Source organism: Chitinophaga varians, assembly GCF_012641275.1.
Taxonomy (GTDB): Bacteria; Bacteroidota; Bacteroidia; order Chitinophagales; family Chitinophagaceae; genus Chitinophaga; species Chitinophaga varians_A.
Genome location: NZ_JABAIA010000001.1, coordinates 368090 through 385877 on the forward strand (window position 1 = coordinate 368090; position 17788 = coordinate 385877).

Below are 17788 nucleotides of genomic sequence, written 5' to 3' on the forward strand. Positions count from 1 at the left end.
TTCCTTTTTATAGCTATAGCTTGTAATAAAATGCGCCACGCTTAGAACTCAGTTTTTCCTTGTCCGGTTGTTTCACCAGCAGGCCGGTGGAGAGCATTTTACGGCTGAAGTTCCGTTTATCGAAAGCGTGCCCGTGTACTGTTTCGTACAGGAGTTGCAGTTGCGGGATGGTGAATTTCGGCGGCAGCAGCCTGAACAACAGCGGAACGGCAGACGACTGACAACGGATATATTGCAATGCTGCTTCCAGTATATGCCGCTGGTCCGCCGGCAGCGATGGCAGCTCGTGAAACGAGTGCCATTGCGGGTGACCGTTATGCAGTGGAAACAGCTTCTCCCTGCGGATATACATCAGTGAAAAAAATGCGACTGCTGCTTTGCGTTCTCCGGCAGTACGTTTGGAAGGACCAAAAACACCCAGTTGTTCCCGGTGTATTTTTTCATGGCCGGTCAGTGTTTGCTGGATACGGGCGGCAGTCTGATCGAAATTTTCGGAAGACAGAAGGCTATCGCCGGGCAGGCCCCACCTGCTTTTCAGGGGTTCCTCGCCATGCTTCACCAGTAACAGTTTCAGGTCCTGACCATCGAAACCGAAAATAATGTTTACCACCGTCACCAGCATAGAAGACCACCCGGTATGATGTTTCATAACAGTTTAACAGTTGACAGCAGCAATTTATGTCACCGGGATGATATTAAAAAAATATTTGGTGGGTTATGCCGTCAGCAGTTGCTGTAGCACGGGATCATTATAATCAGACACGAAAGCCCGTATATTGGAATAGCCGGCAAATTCTTCCCGTGTATGCATGGTCGTTAATGCGATAGCTTCCATCCCTGCGTTCAGTGCAGCTTCCACCCCTTTAGGGGCGTCTTCAAAAACGATGCAATCTGCCGGTGCAGCCTGTAGGGCCGTCGCACATTTCAGGAATACTTCCGGATTGGGTTTGCTGGTCGTCACATCTTCCGCGCTGACGATGGCCTTGAAAAACCCATGCAACTGCAGGTTGTCCAGCACATAGCTGATGTTGAAACGGTTGGCGGCCGAACCGATGGCCATGGGAATACCTTTGGCGGCCGCTTCGCGGAGAAATACGGGTAAGCCGGCTATCAGCTCCAGGTGCGGACGGAAAGCCTCCTGGTACAGCACTTCTTTCTGATGGGCGATGTCCAGCATTTCCTGCATGGTAAAACGCTCCTTTCCGAAAATGCGCATCAGCAGTTCTTCATTTTTACCATACATATGGCCTCTTACTTCTTCCCTGGTCATATTGGCGCCCAGTTTGTTTAACATGCTGTGCCAGCCGTCCAGGTGAAATTCCATGTCGTTGATCATGGTCCCGTTGAGATCGAAAATAAACGCTTTCATGGCCGCAAAGATAATATATCCGCCTACAGTTTCTCTCCAGAATTAAGATGGAGTTTTGAAGACAAAATCTCCTATTATGAAAAAACTATTGTTGCCGGCTTTGCTGTTCACTGTTATGTCAACGTCCGCGCAAACATCCACCTGGCATGTATCTGCCACCTATCCCGTAAAAGGCGACGGGAAATGGGATTATATCGCTGTCAGTCCGGTGACGCAACAGTTGTACGTTGCACACGGTACCGAGGTCAATATCCTGGACAAGGCTACCGGCGCTGAGGCCGGCGTGATCCCGCACACCACCGGCGTACACGGCATCGCCTTTGCCGTTCCGTTTGGAAAAGGATTCACCAGCAACGGCAAACTGAACACCGTTACGGTTTTTGACCTGCACAACAACCAGGTGCAGGGAGAAATACCTGTTGGCGGTAATCCCGACGCCATCCTGTTTGAGCCGTTTTCCGATAAAGTCATTACCTGTAACGGCGCCAGCAAAGACCTGAGCATCATCAATCCGAATACGCAGAAAGTGGTAGCCACCGTGCCTTTACAGGCGAGGCCGGAAACAGCTGTTTCCGACGGGAAAGGCCGGCTGTTTGTGAACCTGGAAGACAAAAGCCGTATTGCCGTAGTGAACATGGCTACTTTCAAAGTAGAAAAAGAGTGGCCGCTGGGCAAAGGGGAAGCACCTACCGGGCTGGCCATTGACACCGTGCATCACCGGCTTTTCGCCGGTTGTGACAACAAGCTGATGATCGTGCTGGACGAGCATGACGGCCGGACCATCGCTACGCTGCCTATCGGTGATGGTTGTGACGGCGTAGCTTTTGACGCTGCCGGTCAACTGGTGTTTGCCTCCAACGGAGAAGGCAACTTGTCCGTATACCACCAGGAGACAGCCGACAAGTATAAGCTGGTGGCCCACGTTCCCACTGCCAAAGGCGCCAAAACGCTGACCGTTGACCCGCTGACACATACCGTATTTTTGCCCGTGGCCGATCGCCAGGCAGCCGGCGCCGACGGTAAAGCCGCCATCGCCCCCGGCACCTTCCGGGTACTGGCCGTAAGTAAATAGTTCCGAACGGAACTATTTACTTATATTTGAAAACGTTACAGACCATTGTTATGAAAGCTGCTGCCGAAAGGTATCGCAACAGTTAAAGCGCTATTTGAAACATGGACCTCAGCAAGAAACATAATATCCATTTTGCCGGTAACCCTCAAGCCGGTAAAACACTTGTCTTCGGACATGGCTTTGGCATCGACCAACAGTCTTTTTCCCAGATCGTTCCCGCTTTTGAACAGGACTACCGTATTGTACTGTACGATAATGCAGGCGGTGGGAAATCAGACCTTTCTTCGTATAGCTATGAGCGTTATGAAACACTGGAAGGTTATGTGACAGATCTGACGGACATCATGGCCTTTGCGCAGGGCAGCCATACCACTTTCATCGGTCACTCCGTGAGTGGCATGGTAGGCACGATGGCCGCCAACCGGCAACCGCACCTTTTCGATAAACTGGTATTGATAGGTTCCAGTCCGCGTTACCTCAACGACCAGGAGACTTCCTATACCGGCGGTTTTGACGAAGCTGCGCTGAAGGCATTGTTTGAGGCGATGCAAACCAACTACGAAGCGTGGGTGATCGGCTTTTCGCCGATGGCCATGCGCAACGAAGAGCGGCCGGAACTGGCCAGGCAGTTTGCCAGCTCCCTGCAGGCGTTGAGGCCGGACATCGCGTTGGCCGTAGCAAGGGCTATCTTCCTGCTGGACCACCGGCCGGAGCTGCCTAAAGTATCAAAACCCACCCTGATCATACAGACTGCCAACGACATCGTGGTACCCGCAGTCGTCAGTGAATACATGGAACGGCATATCCCCGGCAGCAAAAGAATTAAAATAAACGCACAAGGCCATTTTCCGCAGATCAGCGCACCTAACGAAGTGATCGCTGCGTTGCGGTCATTTGTATAGTTTATTCAGTATTTAATCTTTATACCGTGATCAAATGGGAGAGTAAAGCACTCGATTTTATCAACCAGACGAGCCGCTGGGACAAGGAAAAACATATATCCTCCTTTCTGGCGTTCAGTATTTCCCTGGTCAAAAACCTGCTGCAGGCAGATGTGGCGCTGCAACTGGAGTTTGAGCATGAACATTCCGCCAAGGTAAAAAATGCCTCCCCGCATTTCCACAACGGAGCGGTGGTAAACCCTGACCCGGTACGGCAGCTGCTCTACCGCAATGCCTTCAAAACCATTTACTGGCCGGAGATCCCGTCAGACAATCCCCTGAAGGAACAGTTACAGGACCTGCTTTGCGCCGTGATTATCCCGATCAATATAGAACCGCACAACAGCCTGCTGCTGTTGGGATGGTCTGACCCGCAGACATTTGACCAGGGATTCCAGGACTGTATAGAAACCATCCGGCTGCGGCTAAGGGAGATACTCAGTCAAACACAGGAGCGGCTGTACTTTCAGGGCATTGCCGTCAGGTTTGCCGCTATCCTGCACAGCCTTCCCCACGCGGTAGTGTTTATCAACAATGACGGATACGCAGGCTGGGTAAACCAGAAGGCCGCAGACATCCTCGGGCTTGCGGGGCCCGGCGAACAGTTGCCCGCCATTCTCTCGGATGCCATGACATTGCTGCGTAACAAAGCGATGAATACAGAAGACATTTACAACACCGCCATACAGCTGTTTGCTTCACCGGGAAATACTATTGCCGACTGGGAATGGAAGCTGGAAGGCGATCCGCCCAGGACCTACCGGGTATCGTGCCTGCCGATAGCCTCTCAGCGTATCAGCGGCCGCCTTTGGATTTTTGAAGAGTGACCGGTCATATTTTTCGCCACAGGAAATAAAAAATGCTGCCTTGTCCGGGTTCCGACTTGGCCCATACCTTGCCACCCTGCTCTTCCACCAACATTTTAAAAATATTAAGGCCGATACCAGAGCCTTCTTCCTTACCATTGTAATCCAACCGCTCAAACAGGCGGAACACGCGCTCTGTGTCGCGCTGCTGCATGCCCGGACCGTTGTCCTTTACATAAAACTCGTAAAAATCGCCTTTGTCTGTGGCCCCTACGGCAATCAGCCCGTTGGCCTTATCGTTGTATTTGATGGCGTTGGAGATCAGATTCTGGAATATCCGTTGCAGTTTCAACCTGGGAGCTGTGATCACAGGCAATGTTCCGTCTGCCACAATGCAGATATTGGGCGGCGGGAACAGTAACTTTGAAATATCGGTGATCAGCAGGTTTATGTCTACCGTTTCTGTTGTTTCAGCGGTATCATTTTGCCGGGCATAGTCCAGTATAGCGGAGATCATTTCCGTGAGATGATTAGTGGCACTAAGCACCGTGCCCATCTGTTCCTTCATTTCCGGCGACTGCTGTACACAATCTTCTTCGCTGATCATGGACAGCAGGCTGATAGCGCCTGCCAGCGGCGATTTCAGATCATGTGCCACCATGTAGGTAAATCGTTCCAGTTGTTTGTTGATCTTGTCTTTCTCTGCCAATGCGTTTTTCAGTTCCTGCCGGGAGAAATATAGTTTTTCAAACACGTTGACCTTTGCGCGGGTGACGTTTACGTCGAGTGGTTTGGACAGGTAGTCTACCGCGCCGGCGGTAAACCCGCGAATAACGTTTTGTTCTTCCTTATTGATAGCCGTGACGAATATGATGGAGATATCTCGGGTTTTGGGGTTGAGCTGTAGCAGGCGGGCCACTTCAAAGCCGTCCATTTCCGGCATTTGCACGTCCAGTAGTATGAGGCCGATATCGTTGTTGCGGAGCACTGTTTTCAGCGCTTCGTTACCCGACGTGGCGAGGTGAAAGCAACGGTTGTCCCCTTCCAGCATTCGTTGCAGGGAGATGAGGTTTTCCATTTTATCATCTACCAATAAAAGGGAAAAACTATTCGGGGAATCACTGGTCATGTTCTGCGCTCATTTTCAGTTCCGTTAAAAAATGTACCATATCCGTAAGACTCATTGCCTGTGCTTCCGGGCAAAGTTCGAGGGCTGCCAGCGGCATGGTGTCAAACAAGGCAGAGGCGGGGTCCTGTACAAAGCCCGTGCCTCCTGCCGCTATGATCCGTTGCATACCGGCTGCGCCGTCTTTACTGGCGCCGCTCAACAGGATGGCCAATGCCCGTGGTCCGTAAACTTCCGCCACGCTGGCGAAGCTTACATCGATGGAAGGCCGGCTGTAATGCAGCGGCTCAGCATAATCCAATGCAAAAGTACCTTCGTCTTCTATCAACAGGTGGTAATTCTGTGGTGCGAGGTATATCCGGTGGGACAATACCGGTTGTTTATCTTCCGGCTCAATGATGGGCGCCTTAAGCGACAGCAGCCGGTCCAGATCACTGGGCACATTTTTCAGCCGGTGTACAATGATCATCATCGTGCAATCGATGGATGCCGGTAATTGCTCCAACAGTTCAGCCAGCACCGGCAGGCTGCCGGCAGAGCCGCCAATGGCTATCATGTCGTATGGAGATGTTACCTGCAAGATTTAGCTTTTACGTCTGAAAATTTTATGGACAGCGCTTAACGTTTCAAACCGGCTGCTTTCTCCGGAAAACATCATCGATTCTTTTAGTCCCAGCGTCAGATACCCCAGGGGCGCCAGGCTGTCATAAAATAACCGCAGCACACGGTCCTGTAACTGTTTATTAAAATAGATGAACACATTCCGGCAACAGATCAACTGAAACTCATTAAACACCTGATCTGTGACAAGGTTGTGTTGAAAGAAAACAATATTGCGGCGCAGGGCCGGATCGATCAAAGCATATTCCTCGTTTGCCGTATAATAGCCGGAAAAATCTTCCAGTCCGCCTGACTGCAGATAGTTCTGGGTATAATCTTTCATGTATTTCAGGGGGATGAGGGCCATTTCCGCCTTGTGGAGACTGACGGCATTAAGATCTGTGGCGTAAATGCGGCAGCGGTCCAGCAGACCGGCTTCCTGTAAAAGGATGATCATGGAAAACACTTCTTCACCCGTAGCGCAGCCGGCATGCCATATTTTAATGGTAGGATAAGTGGCCAGTCGCGGCAGCACCATTTCCCGGAGTGTTTTATAGAACAGCGGGTCCCGGAACATTTCCGTTACATTAACGGTGATGAACTGCGTCATGCGCTCAAAGAAAGCTGCATCCTGCTGCAACTTGTCTGACAGCTCTGTCACCTCTTCAATATAGGCATGTCCCATAAAGCGCTGGAAGCGGCGCTTCAGGGAAGCGCGCGCGTAATCGCTGAAGTCGTAGCCATATTGGCAGTGAATGACGTCCACCAGCGTTTCCAGTTCCTCATTACTGATTTCTTTTATCATAGGTATCGGTGTTGTTTATCAGTTCAGGATAACCATACATGCAGCAATGACAATAGTTTGATACCGTCAACCGGTTTAGCAATGTAGTCTGACGCCCCCGCGTCGAGGCAATGCTGCCGGTCGCCCGGCATGGCTTTGGCCGTGATCGCGATGACCGGCAATTGTACCAGTCTCCGGTCGTTCCTGATATGCCGGATAGCCTCGAAGCCGTCCATTTCCGGCATCATCATATCCATCAGGACCAGGTCCACGCTATGATGACGGTCTAATACAGAGAGCGCCTCTCTTCCGTCTGCGGCCGTCAGTACGCAAACGCCCTGTTCTTCCAGCAGTGCGCTCATGGAAAATACATTGCGCATATCGTCATCTACCAGCAGCACCCGTTTTCCGGCGAGTATATTCTTAGCGGCGGGACCATGGGGACGGGACACTTCCTCCATCTGCGTGCTGTTATTGAGTAATCGTTCCAGCTCATCGGTCAGGCGATCTGTCGGAAATGGGGTTTTACGTATAATAGCAGCCACCTGTTTTCTGATCTGTTGTTCTTCGGAAGCTGAGATATCCTGGTCGATATATACAATAACAGGCGTAGAGGGCGTAGTGTTCATTTGTTGTAAGGTAATGAGGGCCGCCTTACCTGCTTCAGGGTCGCAGCCCATGTCCAAAATGATGCAGCCGTATTTTCCGGCGGCCATCAAATTCGCTGCCACGGCCATATTGGCCGCTACGTCATAATAAACGTTCGGTTTCCTTCCGATAAATATTTCTGTTCCGATGACCAATATTTTTTGCCCGCCGGGGAACAGGTGACGGCCGTCATCATTTTGTTCAGCCGGAAGTTGTACTGTTGCATCGTATAAACTCCGTATCATATCATTCCGGAGCGGCTGCTCCGCGTTCAGCGGCAGTATTACAGTAAACGTGCTGCCTTGCGGACTGCTGGCTTCGAGATGAATGGCCCCTTTCAGTAACAACATCAGTTCCCTGCTAATGGACAGCCCCAGGCCCGTACCACCGTATTTCCGGGTAGTGGCCCCATCGCCCTGATGAAAAGCATCAAAGATCAGCTGTTGTTTCTCAGGCGGGATGCCCGGTCCGGTGTCTGTAACGCTGATACAGAGCGCATTTTCAGGCAGCAGGTACCAGGAGAGGCTGATATGTCCACCGACTGGCGTAAACTTAAAAGCATTAGACAACAGATTACGTAACACCTGTTCCAACCGTAGCCTGTCGGTAGTAATGACCGCCGGTACGTTGACAGTAACTTCGGTGGTGTATTGTATTTGTTTTTCCTGGGCCACCACTCCAAACAAATTGTTCAGGTCCTCGATAATAGCTGCAATACGCACCGGCTCGGGCGTGAGCTCCACTTTACCGGCTTCTATTTTGGAGAGATCAAGAATATCATTGATCAGCCGCAGCAGGTCTGAACCTGACTTATGCATGATCGCTGCATATTCCACCTGTCGGGGAAACAGGTTACCTTCCTTGTTTTCCTCCAGCATTTTAGCCAGTATCAGCACGCTGTTGAGCGGTGTACGCAGTTCATGCGACATATTGGCCAGGAATTCGGATTTATAACGACTGTTGGCTTCCAGTTCCGCAGCTTTGAGAGAAAGGGCCTGACGGGCAGTTTCGAGTTCGGTATTTTTCATGACCATTTCAGCATTGACCTGCCTCAGTTCCTCTTCCTGCACACGCAGCTCTTCTTCAGACGCCTGCAGGAATTCGGACTGCCGGCTCAGCCCTTCGTTGGACTGGCGCAGTTCTTTCTGCTGACAGTACAGCGCTTGTTTCTGTTCCTGTACCTCCCGCAGGAGGACCAGCACTTTTTCCCGCTCGCGTGCAGCATGCAGCGCCACGGCCACATCACCGGACACCAGTTCGAGCAGCTGTAACTGAAGCGGGGTAACCTGTTTGGCGGTAACGAGTTCAAGTACCCCGATCAACTCATCTCCCATTAACAGCGGAACAAATACCAGCATATTGGGAGATATCCGGGCGCCCGCGGCCACCTTACTCCGGTAGTTGACAGGCAGCTGGCTGATGATGCGTATATCCCTGCCGGTAGCCGCATCGCCGGTAAGCCCTTCACCCGGCGCCAACTGCACCGGTATGTTTGCCGGCAGATGAATACTGCTGCACAAACGAAGCAACACTTCATCCTTTTCATACTGGTACAGCGCACCTGCCGTGAAACCAGCGCTCTCTGTGAATGACAGCAAACATTTATATGCCAGGCTTTCCGGCTTATGAATGCCAAGCAGGTTTTCTTTCATGTCGTTCAGTCTACTGAGCAGCCAGTTACGGTCATTGGATTCCCTGTTGAGCGTCACTACTTCTTCCAGTTTGCTGTTGATTTTTTTCCGGACCAGCTGTCCATAATAAAACTCTTTATAAAAAAAATACATCAACACACAACCAATACATATGATAATAGCAGTATTCAACGGAAGCATTAATCCGGTCATGCGTGAACGTTGCGGGAAAGGCCACCAGGAAAGAATGCCGCCCAGCAGCATGAGCAGGGTAACAGCAGCCAGGCCGAGGTACAATCTTTTTGCAGGAGATAGTTTCATCATACCTGAATAACAACGTGCTGTCCCGTTAGGTTGTAGCAACGCACATACGACAACAAATCATTAACATATATCCATGAAACAATGTATGGTTTACTTTGTTAGAATGGTTGTTAACGCCCGAAAGGAGGCCGTCTATGAAGAAGATTTTATTAATAGAAGATGACGAGATCATGCCCAAAATCGTGGCTCGTATCCTCCCTTCCACCGAGTACAGGCTTGAACATGCGTCCAATGGAAAAGAAGCCCTGCAGAAACTGGAAGAGAACAGTTACGCCTATGATCTGATTATTACAGACATCATGATGCCATATGCCAACGGCTTTGAGATTCTAAGTAAGATAAAGCACAGGGACCATCCCATCCCGGTCATTATCATTTCCAACGCAGGCAATGAAGATATGATCATGGAAGGGTTCAAGCTGGGTGCAGATGACTTTTTAAAAAAGCCTATACTCCCTGCTGAACTGCTGATCAGGGTCAAAAAATTATTAATGAAGAATAGTTAGTCATGTCACAGATTGACAACCCCAAACTTTCCGCTTTTGTGGAAACAGCTTCCTCATACCTGGAAACAGCTTCCACATCTGTGAAAACAGCTGTCCGGTTTATGGAAACCACCTTCCTGAACGCCCCGCTCACCATCCAGATAGCGATGGTGTTCATCATCATTGCCATTGTTACCACAATGCTGGCCTATATCTCTATACTGCGCAACCGTTACCGGGGATACCGGACTGACAGGAAGCTGGCGCGTTTGTGCCCGCGTATTGACAACCTGCTGATAGATGAAGTGCTGAGCCATCCGTCGGTACAGCAGCATATTCCACCAGATGAAATACAACTCAACATCGCCCCTTTTGAACAACTGCCACTACACCGCAGATGGGCACGGCAGGCCCTCACCAGCCGCATTATCCACTTTCGCCGCAACGTGCGGGGCAATATCGCGCAACTGTTGCGCAACCTGTACATGCAGCTGGACCTGGACAACGATACCATTAAAAAACTGAAGTCACGGCACTGGGAGAAAAAGGTACAGGCCCTTACCGAGCTGACCAGTCTTGATATGTTCATCTCTGACGTCACCATTCTGCCGATGACCAATGACCGCAACCGGGAGCTGCGTGCAGCCGCGCGGCACGCCTATATTAAGCTGAGCAAAAACGAACCGTTCAAGTTCTTCGACATAGCGAAGGAGCCGCTGCTGATGTGGGACCAGGTAGAGCTGTTCCGCACCATTACCAGCACAGAAAATATTGCCATTCCCAATTTCGCGCGATGGATTACCTATTCCGGCAACAAGAGTGTGATTTCTTTCTGCCTGAAGCTGGTGGTGCATTACAACCAACATAACGCCGTTCCCGCAATTCTCCGGCTGCTGGACACCAAAGACCACTATCTGCGCGCAGACGCCATCAACTGTCTGGGCAAGTTGCGCGCCAGTATCGCAGAAGACAAGCTGGTAGGGCTATACAGCCATCAACCCATCCCATGCCAGATAGAAATACTCAAAGCGCTGGGCCGTATCGGCAGCGGGGAACATGTTGAATTTCTGAAAACAGAATTCCTGCATGCCACGGATTTTGATTTGCGCAAACACGCCGCCAAGTCGCTGGTGAAAAACCAATGGGTGAGCGATCAGCCCGGTGACGAGCTGGTTTCTTCCGTTACCCCGGAAAACCTGCGGATACTAAGACATTGTATGAACCCCTTAATCAAGTACTGATGCAAAGCATTGCAGACGTTATCAGCCATGTTTACCAAAGTACCATCTTCCTGTACGGGCTGGTACTGTTGCTGGTATATGCCATGCTGGCGTTGTTTTCCATGCTGGCCGTACGGCAGTATGCCCGCAAAAACAACGACTACCAGCTGGACGTGCTGGCCGGTTCCGGTATCGTTCCCGGCATCACTGTACTGGCGCCGGCATACAATGAAGGCCCCACCATTATCGATAACGTCCGTTCGTTGCTGACGCTGAATTATCCCCGCTTCGAGATCGTCGTCATCAACGACGGCAGCACAGATGATACGCTGGAACAGCTTATCCGGGAGTTCAGCCTGCAGGAAGTTGATTTTGCCTATCATATAAAACTGAAAACACAGCCGGTCAAACGGGTGTATAAGTCCGCCGACCCTGCCTATTCCACCCTCGTGGTGCTGGACAAGGTAAACGGTAAAAGCAAGGCCGATGCTTCCAACGCCGGCATCAATGCCGCCTCTTTCGATTACTTCCTTTGTACGGACGTAGACTGTGTATTGGATAAAAACACACTGTTGGAGCTGATACGCCCGGTATTGCAGGAAGAGAAAAAACGTGTGATAGCCACCGGCGCTACGTTACGTATCGGCAACTCCTGCGAGTTCGACGAAGGCGTGATGGTACGCATGCGGCCGCCGCGACAGCTACTGCCGCGGTTCCAGGAAGTGGAATATATCCGCTCCTTTGTGCTGGGCAAAATGGGCTGGAGTTATATCAACTGCGTGCCCAATGTTTCAGGCGGACTGGGACTGTTTGACAAAGAAGTAGCCATACGCTGCGGCGGTTATGACCATACCTCCTTCGGTGAAGACATGGAACTGATGAGCCGTATGTGCCGTTACGCCTATGACTACAACATTGATTACGCCATCCGCTATATTCCCAAAACCCTGTGCTGGACAGAGGCTCCGAACACCCTGACCATATTCAAGCGGCAACGGATACGCTGGGCCAGAGGATTGGCGCAGCTGATACATGCCCACTTCCATATGTTCCTAAATCCGAAGTATGGTAAAATCGGCATGATCATCTTCCCCTATAACTTTTTCTTTGAGCTGCTGGGCCCGGTAGTGGAAATGACAGGGCTTATCATCTATCTGCTGCTGGCCCTGCTGGGATATATACATTGGCACAATGCACTATGGCTGTTGTTGTTTGTATACACCTATTCCATTATGATCACCACCATTGCCATCCTGTGGGACCAGCTCACCTTCCGTTACTATAAGACCTGGAAGGAAGTGGCATTTCTGTGTATGACCGCTTTCCTCGAGTTTGTTATATATCATCCTGTTATTGTGTTTTTCTCCCTGCGGGGCTACTATTATTTCCTTACCGGCAAACAGGTATCGTGGGGAAATATGCAACGACAGGGCTTTGGTAAAAAATAATTCATCGTGATCATGGATTCGCTCAAAGTATTGTTCAGCACAATGGTATTTATCTACGGCGCCTTCATTTTATTGATGTATGGCGTACTGGCCGTGCTCTCTTACCGGTCGATACAGCTGTTCCGGAAACACAACAGTTTCACCGATTTTAACCAGTTGCTGGAATCACCGCTGGCGCCGGGCATTTCGGTAATTGCGCCTGCTTTCAACGAAGGCCTGACCATCATTTCCAACGTACGGTCCTTACTAACGCTGAACTATACACGCTTTGAAGTGATCATTATCAATGACGGCAGTACAGACGACACGCTGGAGAAACTGATACGGGAGTACGAACTAACCGAGATTGAATTTGCGTATCACGAGAGAATCAAAACACAGGCCGTGCGGCGTTTTTTCAAGTCGGTCAATATTGCCTATGATAAATTGCTGGTCATTGACAAAATAAATGGCAAAAGCAAGGCCGATGCCTCCAACGCCGGTATTAACGCCGCCTCCTTTAATTATTTTCTGTGCACCGATGTAGATTCTGTTTTAGAGAAAGATACCTTGTTACGCATGGTAAAACCTTTTATGACAGAAGAGCTGCGACAGATCAAAGAAGTAGGCGAACCCTGTCCCGAATGCGGACATGTGCATGTAAAAGAAGACAGTAAACGGGTAATTGCCACCGGCGCTACCTTGCGTATTGCCAACTCCTGCGAGGTGGAAGCAGGCGAGATCCTTCGGGTGCGGCCGCCTGTAAACCCGCTGCCCCGCTTCCAGGAAATGGAGTATGTGCGGTCCTATGTGCTGGGGAAAGTAGGCTGGAGCATGATGAACAGCGTGCCCAATGTGTCCGGAGGCCTTGGCCTGTTTGACAAGGAAATAGCCATCAAGGCGGGCGGTTATGACAGCAAATCGTTTGCAGAAGATATGGACATCGTTACCCGGATGTCGGCCTATATGATGGACAACCATCAGCAGTATGCCATCCGGTATATTCCTACTACCCAGTGCTGGACAGAGGGACCACCGAACATGGCTGTCTTTGGCCGGCAGCGCACCCGCTGGGGCCGCGGCCTTTCAGAGATCATGAACATGCACAGCCAGCTGATCTTCAACCCCCGTTATAAAAAGCTGGGCATGCTTGTATTGCCCTACAATCTCTTTTTTGAATTTCTGGCCCCCATCATTGAGTGTGTGGGACTGATCGTATATCTCTACCTGATTTTCACCCACCAGGTATATTGGGTGTATGCCACCATCCTGTTGGTGTTCGCTTATCTGTATTCGGTGATGATCACTACACTGGCTATCTGCTGGGACCAACTGACTTACCGTTATTACCGCAGCTGGCGGGAGGTAATGGGCTTAGCCCTGATGGCTTATCTGGAGCCTTTTATCTATCATCCGCTTATTATGTTTTTTGCCCTGCGCGGGTACTGGTTTTTTCTTACCGGCAAAAAAACGCCCTGGGGCAATATGCAACGGCAAGGCTTCGGTCAACCAACAGCATCCCTTCCAAAATTTAAATGATGTATTATGACTGTCTTGAAATCCCTGATGTCTATGATGTTACTGTGCACAGCGCTGCAGCTGTCCGCACAGATCTTTCAGCATAAGGCCACGCCGGAAGAGCTGTATAAACAGGCCGTCCGGGAAGCCCGCCAACAGCATTACGATAAAGCTATTGAGCTGTCACAGCAGGCGCTGTCCAGGCAGCCCGACTTTATTGACCAGCAGTTGCTTTTGGGAAAACTGTACCTGCAAACCAAACAGTATGACAACGCTCGCAAATATATCCAACAGGTGCTGACGAAGAATCCCCGGTACCGCGATGCTTACAGCTATGCTATTAATATTGAACTGTCCACCGGGCATTATGATGAAGCGTTGCGCTACACCGAACAGGCGTTAACCTATTTCCCCGGCAGCAAGGAGCTGATGCTGAAAAAGCTCAGCATCCTGGACGCACAGCATAAAGTGATGCAGGCTGACAACTACGCCGGATTGATGTTTACCAAATATCCAACAGATACGGTTATACGAAAAGCTTACATAGAACACCACCTGATCAGTGGCCGCTATTATAAACAGACCGGCAATACCAATATGGCGCGTAAAAGTTTTGACAGAGCGCTGGAAGCAGACCCGTTGAATGATGAAGCCAAGGAAGGCGGCCTGGCCGCTGATTTGAAGGGCAGCCGGTATACCAGCGCGCTGGAGCAGGTCAACAGTGAATTATCTGTTAACCCCAACTCCTATAATCTGCTGATGCGCAAACTGGGCATCCTGCAGGACATGCACGCCTATACCGAAGCATTGTCTGTATTACAGGAAATCATCCGCAAATATCCGGGCGACAGCAAGGCCCGTTCCATGGAGAATTCGCTGCGCATGGAAGCCGCACAGTACTATACTAACGCCGACCCCTACTCGTTGTACCAGTCAGTATATGAGCGGAGCCACAGTCGTGATGCGCTGGACAAACTGATCGGGCACAGCATGGCGCGTGGATCACGGCAGGAAGCTATGGACTGGATCAACCAGGGGCTTCGCAGCAGTCCCAATGACCATCGTTTGCTGGCGTTAAAAACCGATATGCTGGAAGAAGACAAAAAATACAGCGCCGCCGCGGAGCTGGCCACCAGGTTGTACCAGCAGTCGCCTAATCCGCAGCTGAAAGAACGGCTGGTGGGGCTGCAGCTGAACAGCGGCCGCGACTACCTGGCCGATCAGCAGTACGAGCAGGCGCTCACAGCATTGGAGGCCGCCCGGAAACTGAGCCCCAATAATACCGCCGTACTTGACCTGCTGGCCAATACCTACCTGTCGCAAAAAGACAGCAGCGCAGCTTTGGACATCCTCAGCCAGGCATTAGCCTATGAACCGGACAACGAGCGGCTGAAGCTGAAGAAATCCAGTCTGCTGGCAGGCAGCGGCAGGCATGAAGAAGCCGCCGCCCTGATGGCCGATCTGGCCACGCGCAATCCTGACGACCCTCGTTACAAAGCCAACCTGGCGGACATCCGCATGACCAATGCCAGGGCGCTGATGCAGTCAGAGGATTACGATCCGGCCAAACAACAGCTGGAACAGGTGCTAGCCCTGGAACCAACCAATAAGGACGCGCTGAACTATATGATCAACCTGCAAAGCGCCACCGGTCATCTGAACCGCGCGTTGCTGTATGCCAACAAGGCATTGGAGGCTTATCCTGATGACCGCGACCTGCTATTGAAAAAATCGTCCGTGTTGTATGACATGAAAGATTATGCCGGTTCTTCCGTCATCACACAAAAGCTGATGGACAAATACCCTTATACCGTTAAATACAAAAATGCCTTTATGACCAGCCAGATGGCTGCCGGAAGGGCCTATCAGCAGCGCCAGCGGCACGACAGCGCACTCATAGCCTATAACAGCGTGCTGGCACTCAATCCAAAAGATACGCTGGCATTGTTGTATTGCATTAATATCAACAATGAACAGCAGGATTATGATGTTGCGCTGACATATGCCGGAGAGGCGCTGCATTATTATCCCCGTCATGAAACGTTTCTGCTGAAACGGGCCAATACGCTCGAAAATAAAAAAGACTATGTAGCCGCCGCGCTGGCGATGGATTCCGTAGTACAGCTGGACCCCAGCACGCCCAACAGGGATTACCTGTACATGCTGGAAAGCAAGACCCTGAAAAATCAGTTTGCCTTGTACTATCTGAATTCTTCCTATGATTTTTCCAGTAACAAGTACAATATCGCCACAGTAGAATACCGGCGTTATTTCAAAAGAGGGTCCTACGCTTTCCGGGTGAACTATGCCGGAAGGCAGACCGGCAACGGGATACAGGGAGAAGCAGAATTGTATTATACGCACCGGCCATCGTTGTATTCCTATGGACTACTGGCTTATTCCAATTACGATGTGTTTCCGAAAGTGCGGGCAGCCTATTCTATTTTCAAGACTTTTCACAACCAGATAGAAGTGGAACTGGGAGCACGTTACCTGAACCTTGACAGTTCCAACAGTTTCACCGGGGTGACCTCTGTAGCGCGGCCTTTCGGCGATTTCTGGGTGAATTTGCGGGCGTATTTTATCAGCGAGTCTTCCGACTTTTATACCGCCTTTAATCTGACCACGCGATATTATATGAACAACCACCAGGATTTTGTGACGTTGATAGCGGGTATTGGTACTTCTCCTGATGACCGTAGCCGGTTGATCCGGTTCCCTGAGCTTTCGGGCCTGCTGACGCACAGCGTAGGCACCGGTTATCAGAAGGTGATCCGGTACCGTACCACCGTGGGACTTTTCGGTACGTGGATCAATCAGAAGATCACCAATACCGATTATCAGAACCAGTATGATATCTACCTGGTGTTTCAGCGGAAGTTTTAGAGCTGTCCCATTACCTGAAATAGTTAATGACTTGCGCCTACCCCGGGAAATGCTAAGGGAAGCATGCCTGTCTATCTCCCTACATACAAAAGTAAAATATGTAGGAAGCTCATTTAAAATAGCTTACTGCCATCCAGAAAAAATTTCTGACTATTAATTTGGAAACTAAACACCGTTCAGTATATTTGCAGCGTAAACATTCTCACATGGGCATTGCAGAAAGAAAAGAGCGTGAGCGGGCAGATATGCGCAGGCGCATTGTGGACGCAGCGATCAAGATGTTTGTGGAAGAGGGTTACGAGAAAGTATCTATCCGAAACATAGCAGACAGGATAGAATACAGCCCTGCCACTATTTACCTGTATTACAAAGACAAAGACGAGCTGTTATACGACGTGCAGAAGGAAGCTTTTGGCACGCTGTCGGAGCATTTTGCGCGTGACCTTACCGCGGCAGACCCGCTGGAGCGGCTGGAACAGCTGGCATGGGCCTATGTTGGTTTTTACCGGCAAAACCCGGAGCTATATGATTTGATGTTTATCATCAAAGCGCCCATGAATGCAGAGCATGAAAAAGAGAAATGGGAGAACGGCGATCCTGCATATGACGCGTTGTATAACCTGGTAGCGGAATGTATCGAGAAGAAAAAAATACGCTTCAAAGACCCGACCGTCGCTGCGATGTCTATCTGGGCCTTTGCGCACGGCCTGATCAGCCTGGACCTTCGTTCACGGCTGAAGGTATGTAAGTTGCCCGATAAAACGCTGAACGTAAGTATTGATGATTCCATCAGGGAATACCTGGACGTAATAAAGTATTGAGGAAGTAAAACAGGCGTGTTGTTGGTGAAGTGATGAATTCAGGTAAGAATATCCCGATGATGAAGAAGGAAAAAGATCCGGACTGATAACGGCGAAAAACGAAACTGCAAAAAAAACATACTACGCTGCT

General features: G+C 50.4%; 15 protein-coding genes. 9 read left to right on the forward strand and 6 right to left on the reverse strand.

Features of this window, described 5'->3' with window-relative positions; translation table 11 throughout:
* Window positions 1-13: 13 nt before the first annotated feature.
* Together HGH92_RS01450 and HGH92_RS01455 are read right to left on the reverse strand one after the other, a co-directional pair.
* Window positions 14-649 (reverse strand): NUDIX hydrolase, encoded by a 636-nt coding sequence (locus HGH92_RS01450; RefSeq protein ID WP_168868990.1) that lies wholly within the window; start codon window positions 647-649, stop codon window positions 14-16.
* 66 nt (window positions 650-715) lie between these two features.
* Entirely contained in the window at window positions 716-1369 is a 654-nt protein-coding gene (locus HGH92_RS01455; protein WP_168868991.1) for an HAD family hydrolase, read from the reverse strand.
* 76 nt (window positions 1370-1445) lie between these two features.
* Between HGH92_RS01455 and HGH92_RS01460 the strand changes: the two genes are divergently transcribed.
* The 3 genes from HGH92_RS01460 to HGH92_RS01470 all read left to right on the forward strand — a co-directional run bounded on the left by HGH92_RS01460 (window position 1446) and on the right by HGH92_RS01470 (window position 4209).
* Entirely contained in the window at window positions 1446-2441 is a 996-nt protein-coding gene (locus HGH92_RS01460; RefSeq protein ID WP_168868992.1) for a YncE family protein, read from the forward strand.
* 101 nt (window positions 2442-2542) lie between these two features.
* Window positions 2543-3343, forward strand: coding sequence for an alpha/beta fold hydrolase (locus HGH92_RS01465; RefSeq protein WP_168868993.1), 801 nt, complete (start codon window positions 2543-2545; stop codon window positions 3341-3343).
* A gap of 26 nt (window positions 3344-3369) precedes the next feature.
* A complete protein-coding gene (locus tag HGH92_RS01470) occupies window positions 3370-4209 on the forward strand; it encodes a hypothetical protein (protein ID WP_168868994.1) in 840 nt (279 codons plus the stop codon).
* Window positions 4210-4213: 4 nt separating this feature from the next.
* Here the strand turns inward: HGH92_RS01470 and HGH92_RS01475 are convergent, their stop codons facing one another.
* Genes HGH92_RS01475 through HGH92_RS01490 form a run of 4 tightly spaced genes read right to left on the reverse strand, consistent with a single transcriptional unit; the run spans window position 4214 to window position 9301 of the window.
* Window positions 4214-5317: a sensor histidine kinase gene (locus HGH92_RS01475; protein WP_168868995.1), complete on the reverse strand. Its 1104-nt coding sequence runs from the start codon at window positions 5315-5317 to the stop codon at window positions 4214-4216.
* Entirely contained in the window at window positions 5307-5894 is a 588-nt protein-coding gene (locus tag HGH92_RS01480) for a chemotaxis protein CheB (RefSeq protein WP_247654804.1), read from the reverse strand. Before HGH92_RS01480 ends, HGH92_RS01475 begins: the two co-directional genes overlap by 11 nt.
* Window positions 5895-5897: 3 nt before the next feature.
* Window positions 5898-6719: a CheR family methyltransferase gene (locus HGH92_RS01485; protein WP_168868996.1), complete on the reverse strand. Its 822-nt coding sequence runs from the start codon at window positions 6717-6719 to the stop codon at window positions 5898-5900.
* 23 nt (window positions 6720-6742) lie between these two features.
* Window positions 6743-9301: a response regulator gene (locus HGH92_RS01490; protein WP_168868997.1), complete on the reverse strand. Its 2559-nt coding sequence runs from the start codon at window positions 9299-9301 to the stop codon at window positions 6743-6745.
* 134 nt (window positions 9302-9435) lie between these two features.
* Between HGH92_RS01490 and HGH92_RS01495 the strand changes: the two genes are divergently transcribed.
* The 6 genes from HGH92_RS01495 (at window position 9436) to HGH92_RS01520 (ending at window position 17658) form a co-directional block, all read left to right on the forward strand.
* Window positions 9436-9807 (forward strand): response regulator transcription factor, encoded by a 372-nt coding sequence (locus HGH92_RS01495; RefSeq protein ID WP_168868998.1) that lies wholly within the window; start codon window positions 9436-9438, stop codon window positions 9805-9807.
* Window positions 9808-9809: 2 nt separating this feature from the next.
* Window positions 9810-11027, forward strand: a complete 1218-nt coding sequence (locus HGH92_RS01500; protein WP_168868999.1) for a HEAT repeat domain-containing protein — start codon at window positions 9810-9812, stop codon at window positions 11025-11027.
* Entirely contained in the window at window positions 11027-12454 is a 1428-nt protein-coding gene (locus HGH92_RS01505) for a glycosyltransferase family 2 protein (protein ID WP_247654805.1), read from the forward strand. Before HGH92_RS01500 ends, HGH92_RS01505 begins: the two co-directional genes overlap by 1 nt.
* A 12-nt stretch (window positions 12455-12466) precedes the next feature.
* On the forward strand, window positions 12467-13972 hold the full coding sequence (locus HGH92_RS01510) for a glycosyltransferase family 2 protein (protein ID WP_168869000.1): 1506 nt from the start codon (window positions 12467-12469) through the stop codon (window positions 13970-13972).
* 6 nt (window positions 13973-13978) lie between these two features.
* Window positions 13979-16837, forward strand: a complete 2859-nt coding sequence (locus HGH92_RS01515; protein ID WP_168869001.1) for a tetratricopeptide repeat protein — start codon at window positions 13979-13981, stop codon at window positions 16835-16837.
* Window positions 16838-17043: 206 nt separating this feature from the next.
* Entirely contained in the window at window positions 17044-17658 is a 615-nt protein-coding gene (locus HGH92_RS01520; protein ID WP_168869002.1) for a TetR/AcrR family transcriptional regulator, read from the forward strand.
* Window positions 17659-17788 lie beyond the last annotated feature (130 nt).

What these genes read in the sequence shown, in the direction of transcription:
- HGH92_RS01450 (WP_168868990.1), bottom strand. Translation starts at nt 649, where the DNA reads ATGAAACATCATACCGGGTGGTCTTCTATGCTGGTGACGGTGGTAAAC.
- HGH92_RS01455 (WP_168868991.1), bottom strand. Translation starts at nt 1,369, where the DNA reads ATGAAAGCGTTTATTTTCGATCTCAACGGGACCATGATCAACGACATG.
- HGH92_RS01460 (WP_168868992.1), top strand. Translation starts at nt 1,446, where the DNA reads ATGAAAAAACTATTGTTGCCGGCTTTGCTGTTCACTGTTATGTCAACG.
- HGH92_RS01465 (WP_168868993.1), top strand. Translation starts at nt 2,543, where the DNA reads ATGGACCTCAGCAAGAAACATAATATCCATTTTGCCGGTAACCCTCAA.
- HGH92_RS01475 (WP_168868995.1), bottom strand. Translation starts at nt 5,317, where the DNA reads ATGACCAGTGATTCCCCGAATAGTTTTTCCCTTTTATTGGTAGATGAT.
- HGH92_RS01485 (WP_168868996.1), bottom strand. Translation starts at nt 6,719, where the DNA reads ATGATAAAAGAAATCAGTAATGAGGAACTGGAAACGCTGGTGGACGTC.
- HGH92_RS01490 (WP_168868997.1), bottom strand. Translation starts at nt 9,301, where the DNA reads ATGATGAAACTATCTCCTGCAAAAAGATTGTACCTCGGCCTGGCTGCT.
- HGH92_RS01495 (WP_168868998.1), top strand. Translation starts at nt 9,436, where the DNA reads ATGAAGAAGATTTTATTAATAGAAGATGACGAGATCATGCCCAAAATC.
- HGH92_RS01500 (WP_168868999.1), top strand. Translation starts at nt 9,810, where the DNA reads ATGTCACAGATTGACAACCCCAAACTTTCCGCTTTTGTGGAAACAGCT.
- HGH92_RS01505 (WP_247654805.1), top strand. Translation starts at nt 11,027, where the DNA reads ATGCAAAGCATTGCAGACGTTATCAGCCATGTTTACCAAAGTACCATC.
- HGH92_RS01510 (WP_168869000.1), top strand. Translation starts at nt 12,467, where the DNA reads ATGGATTCGCTCAAAGTATTGTTCAGCACAATGGTATTTATCTACGGC.
- HGH92_RS01515 (WP_168869001.1), top strand. Translation starts at nt 13,979, where the DNA reads ATGACTGTCTTGAAATCCCTGATGTCTATGATGTTACTGTGCACAGCG.
- HGH92_RS01520 (WP_168869002.1), top strand. Translation starts at nt 17,044, where the DNA reads ATGGGCATTGCAGAAAGAAAAGAGCGTGAGCGGGCAGATATGCGCAGG.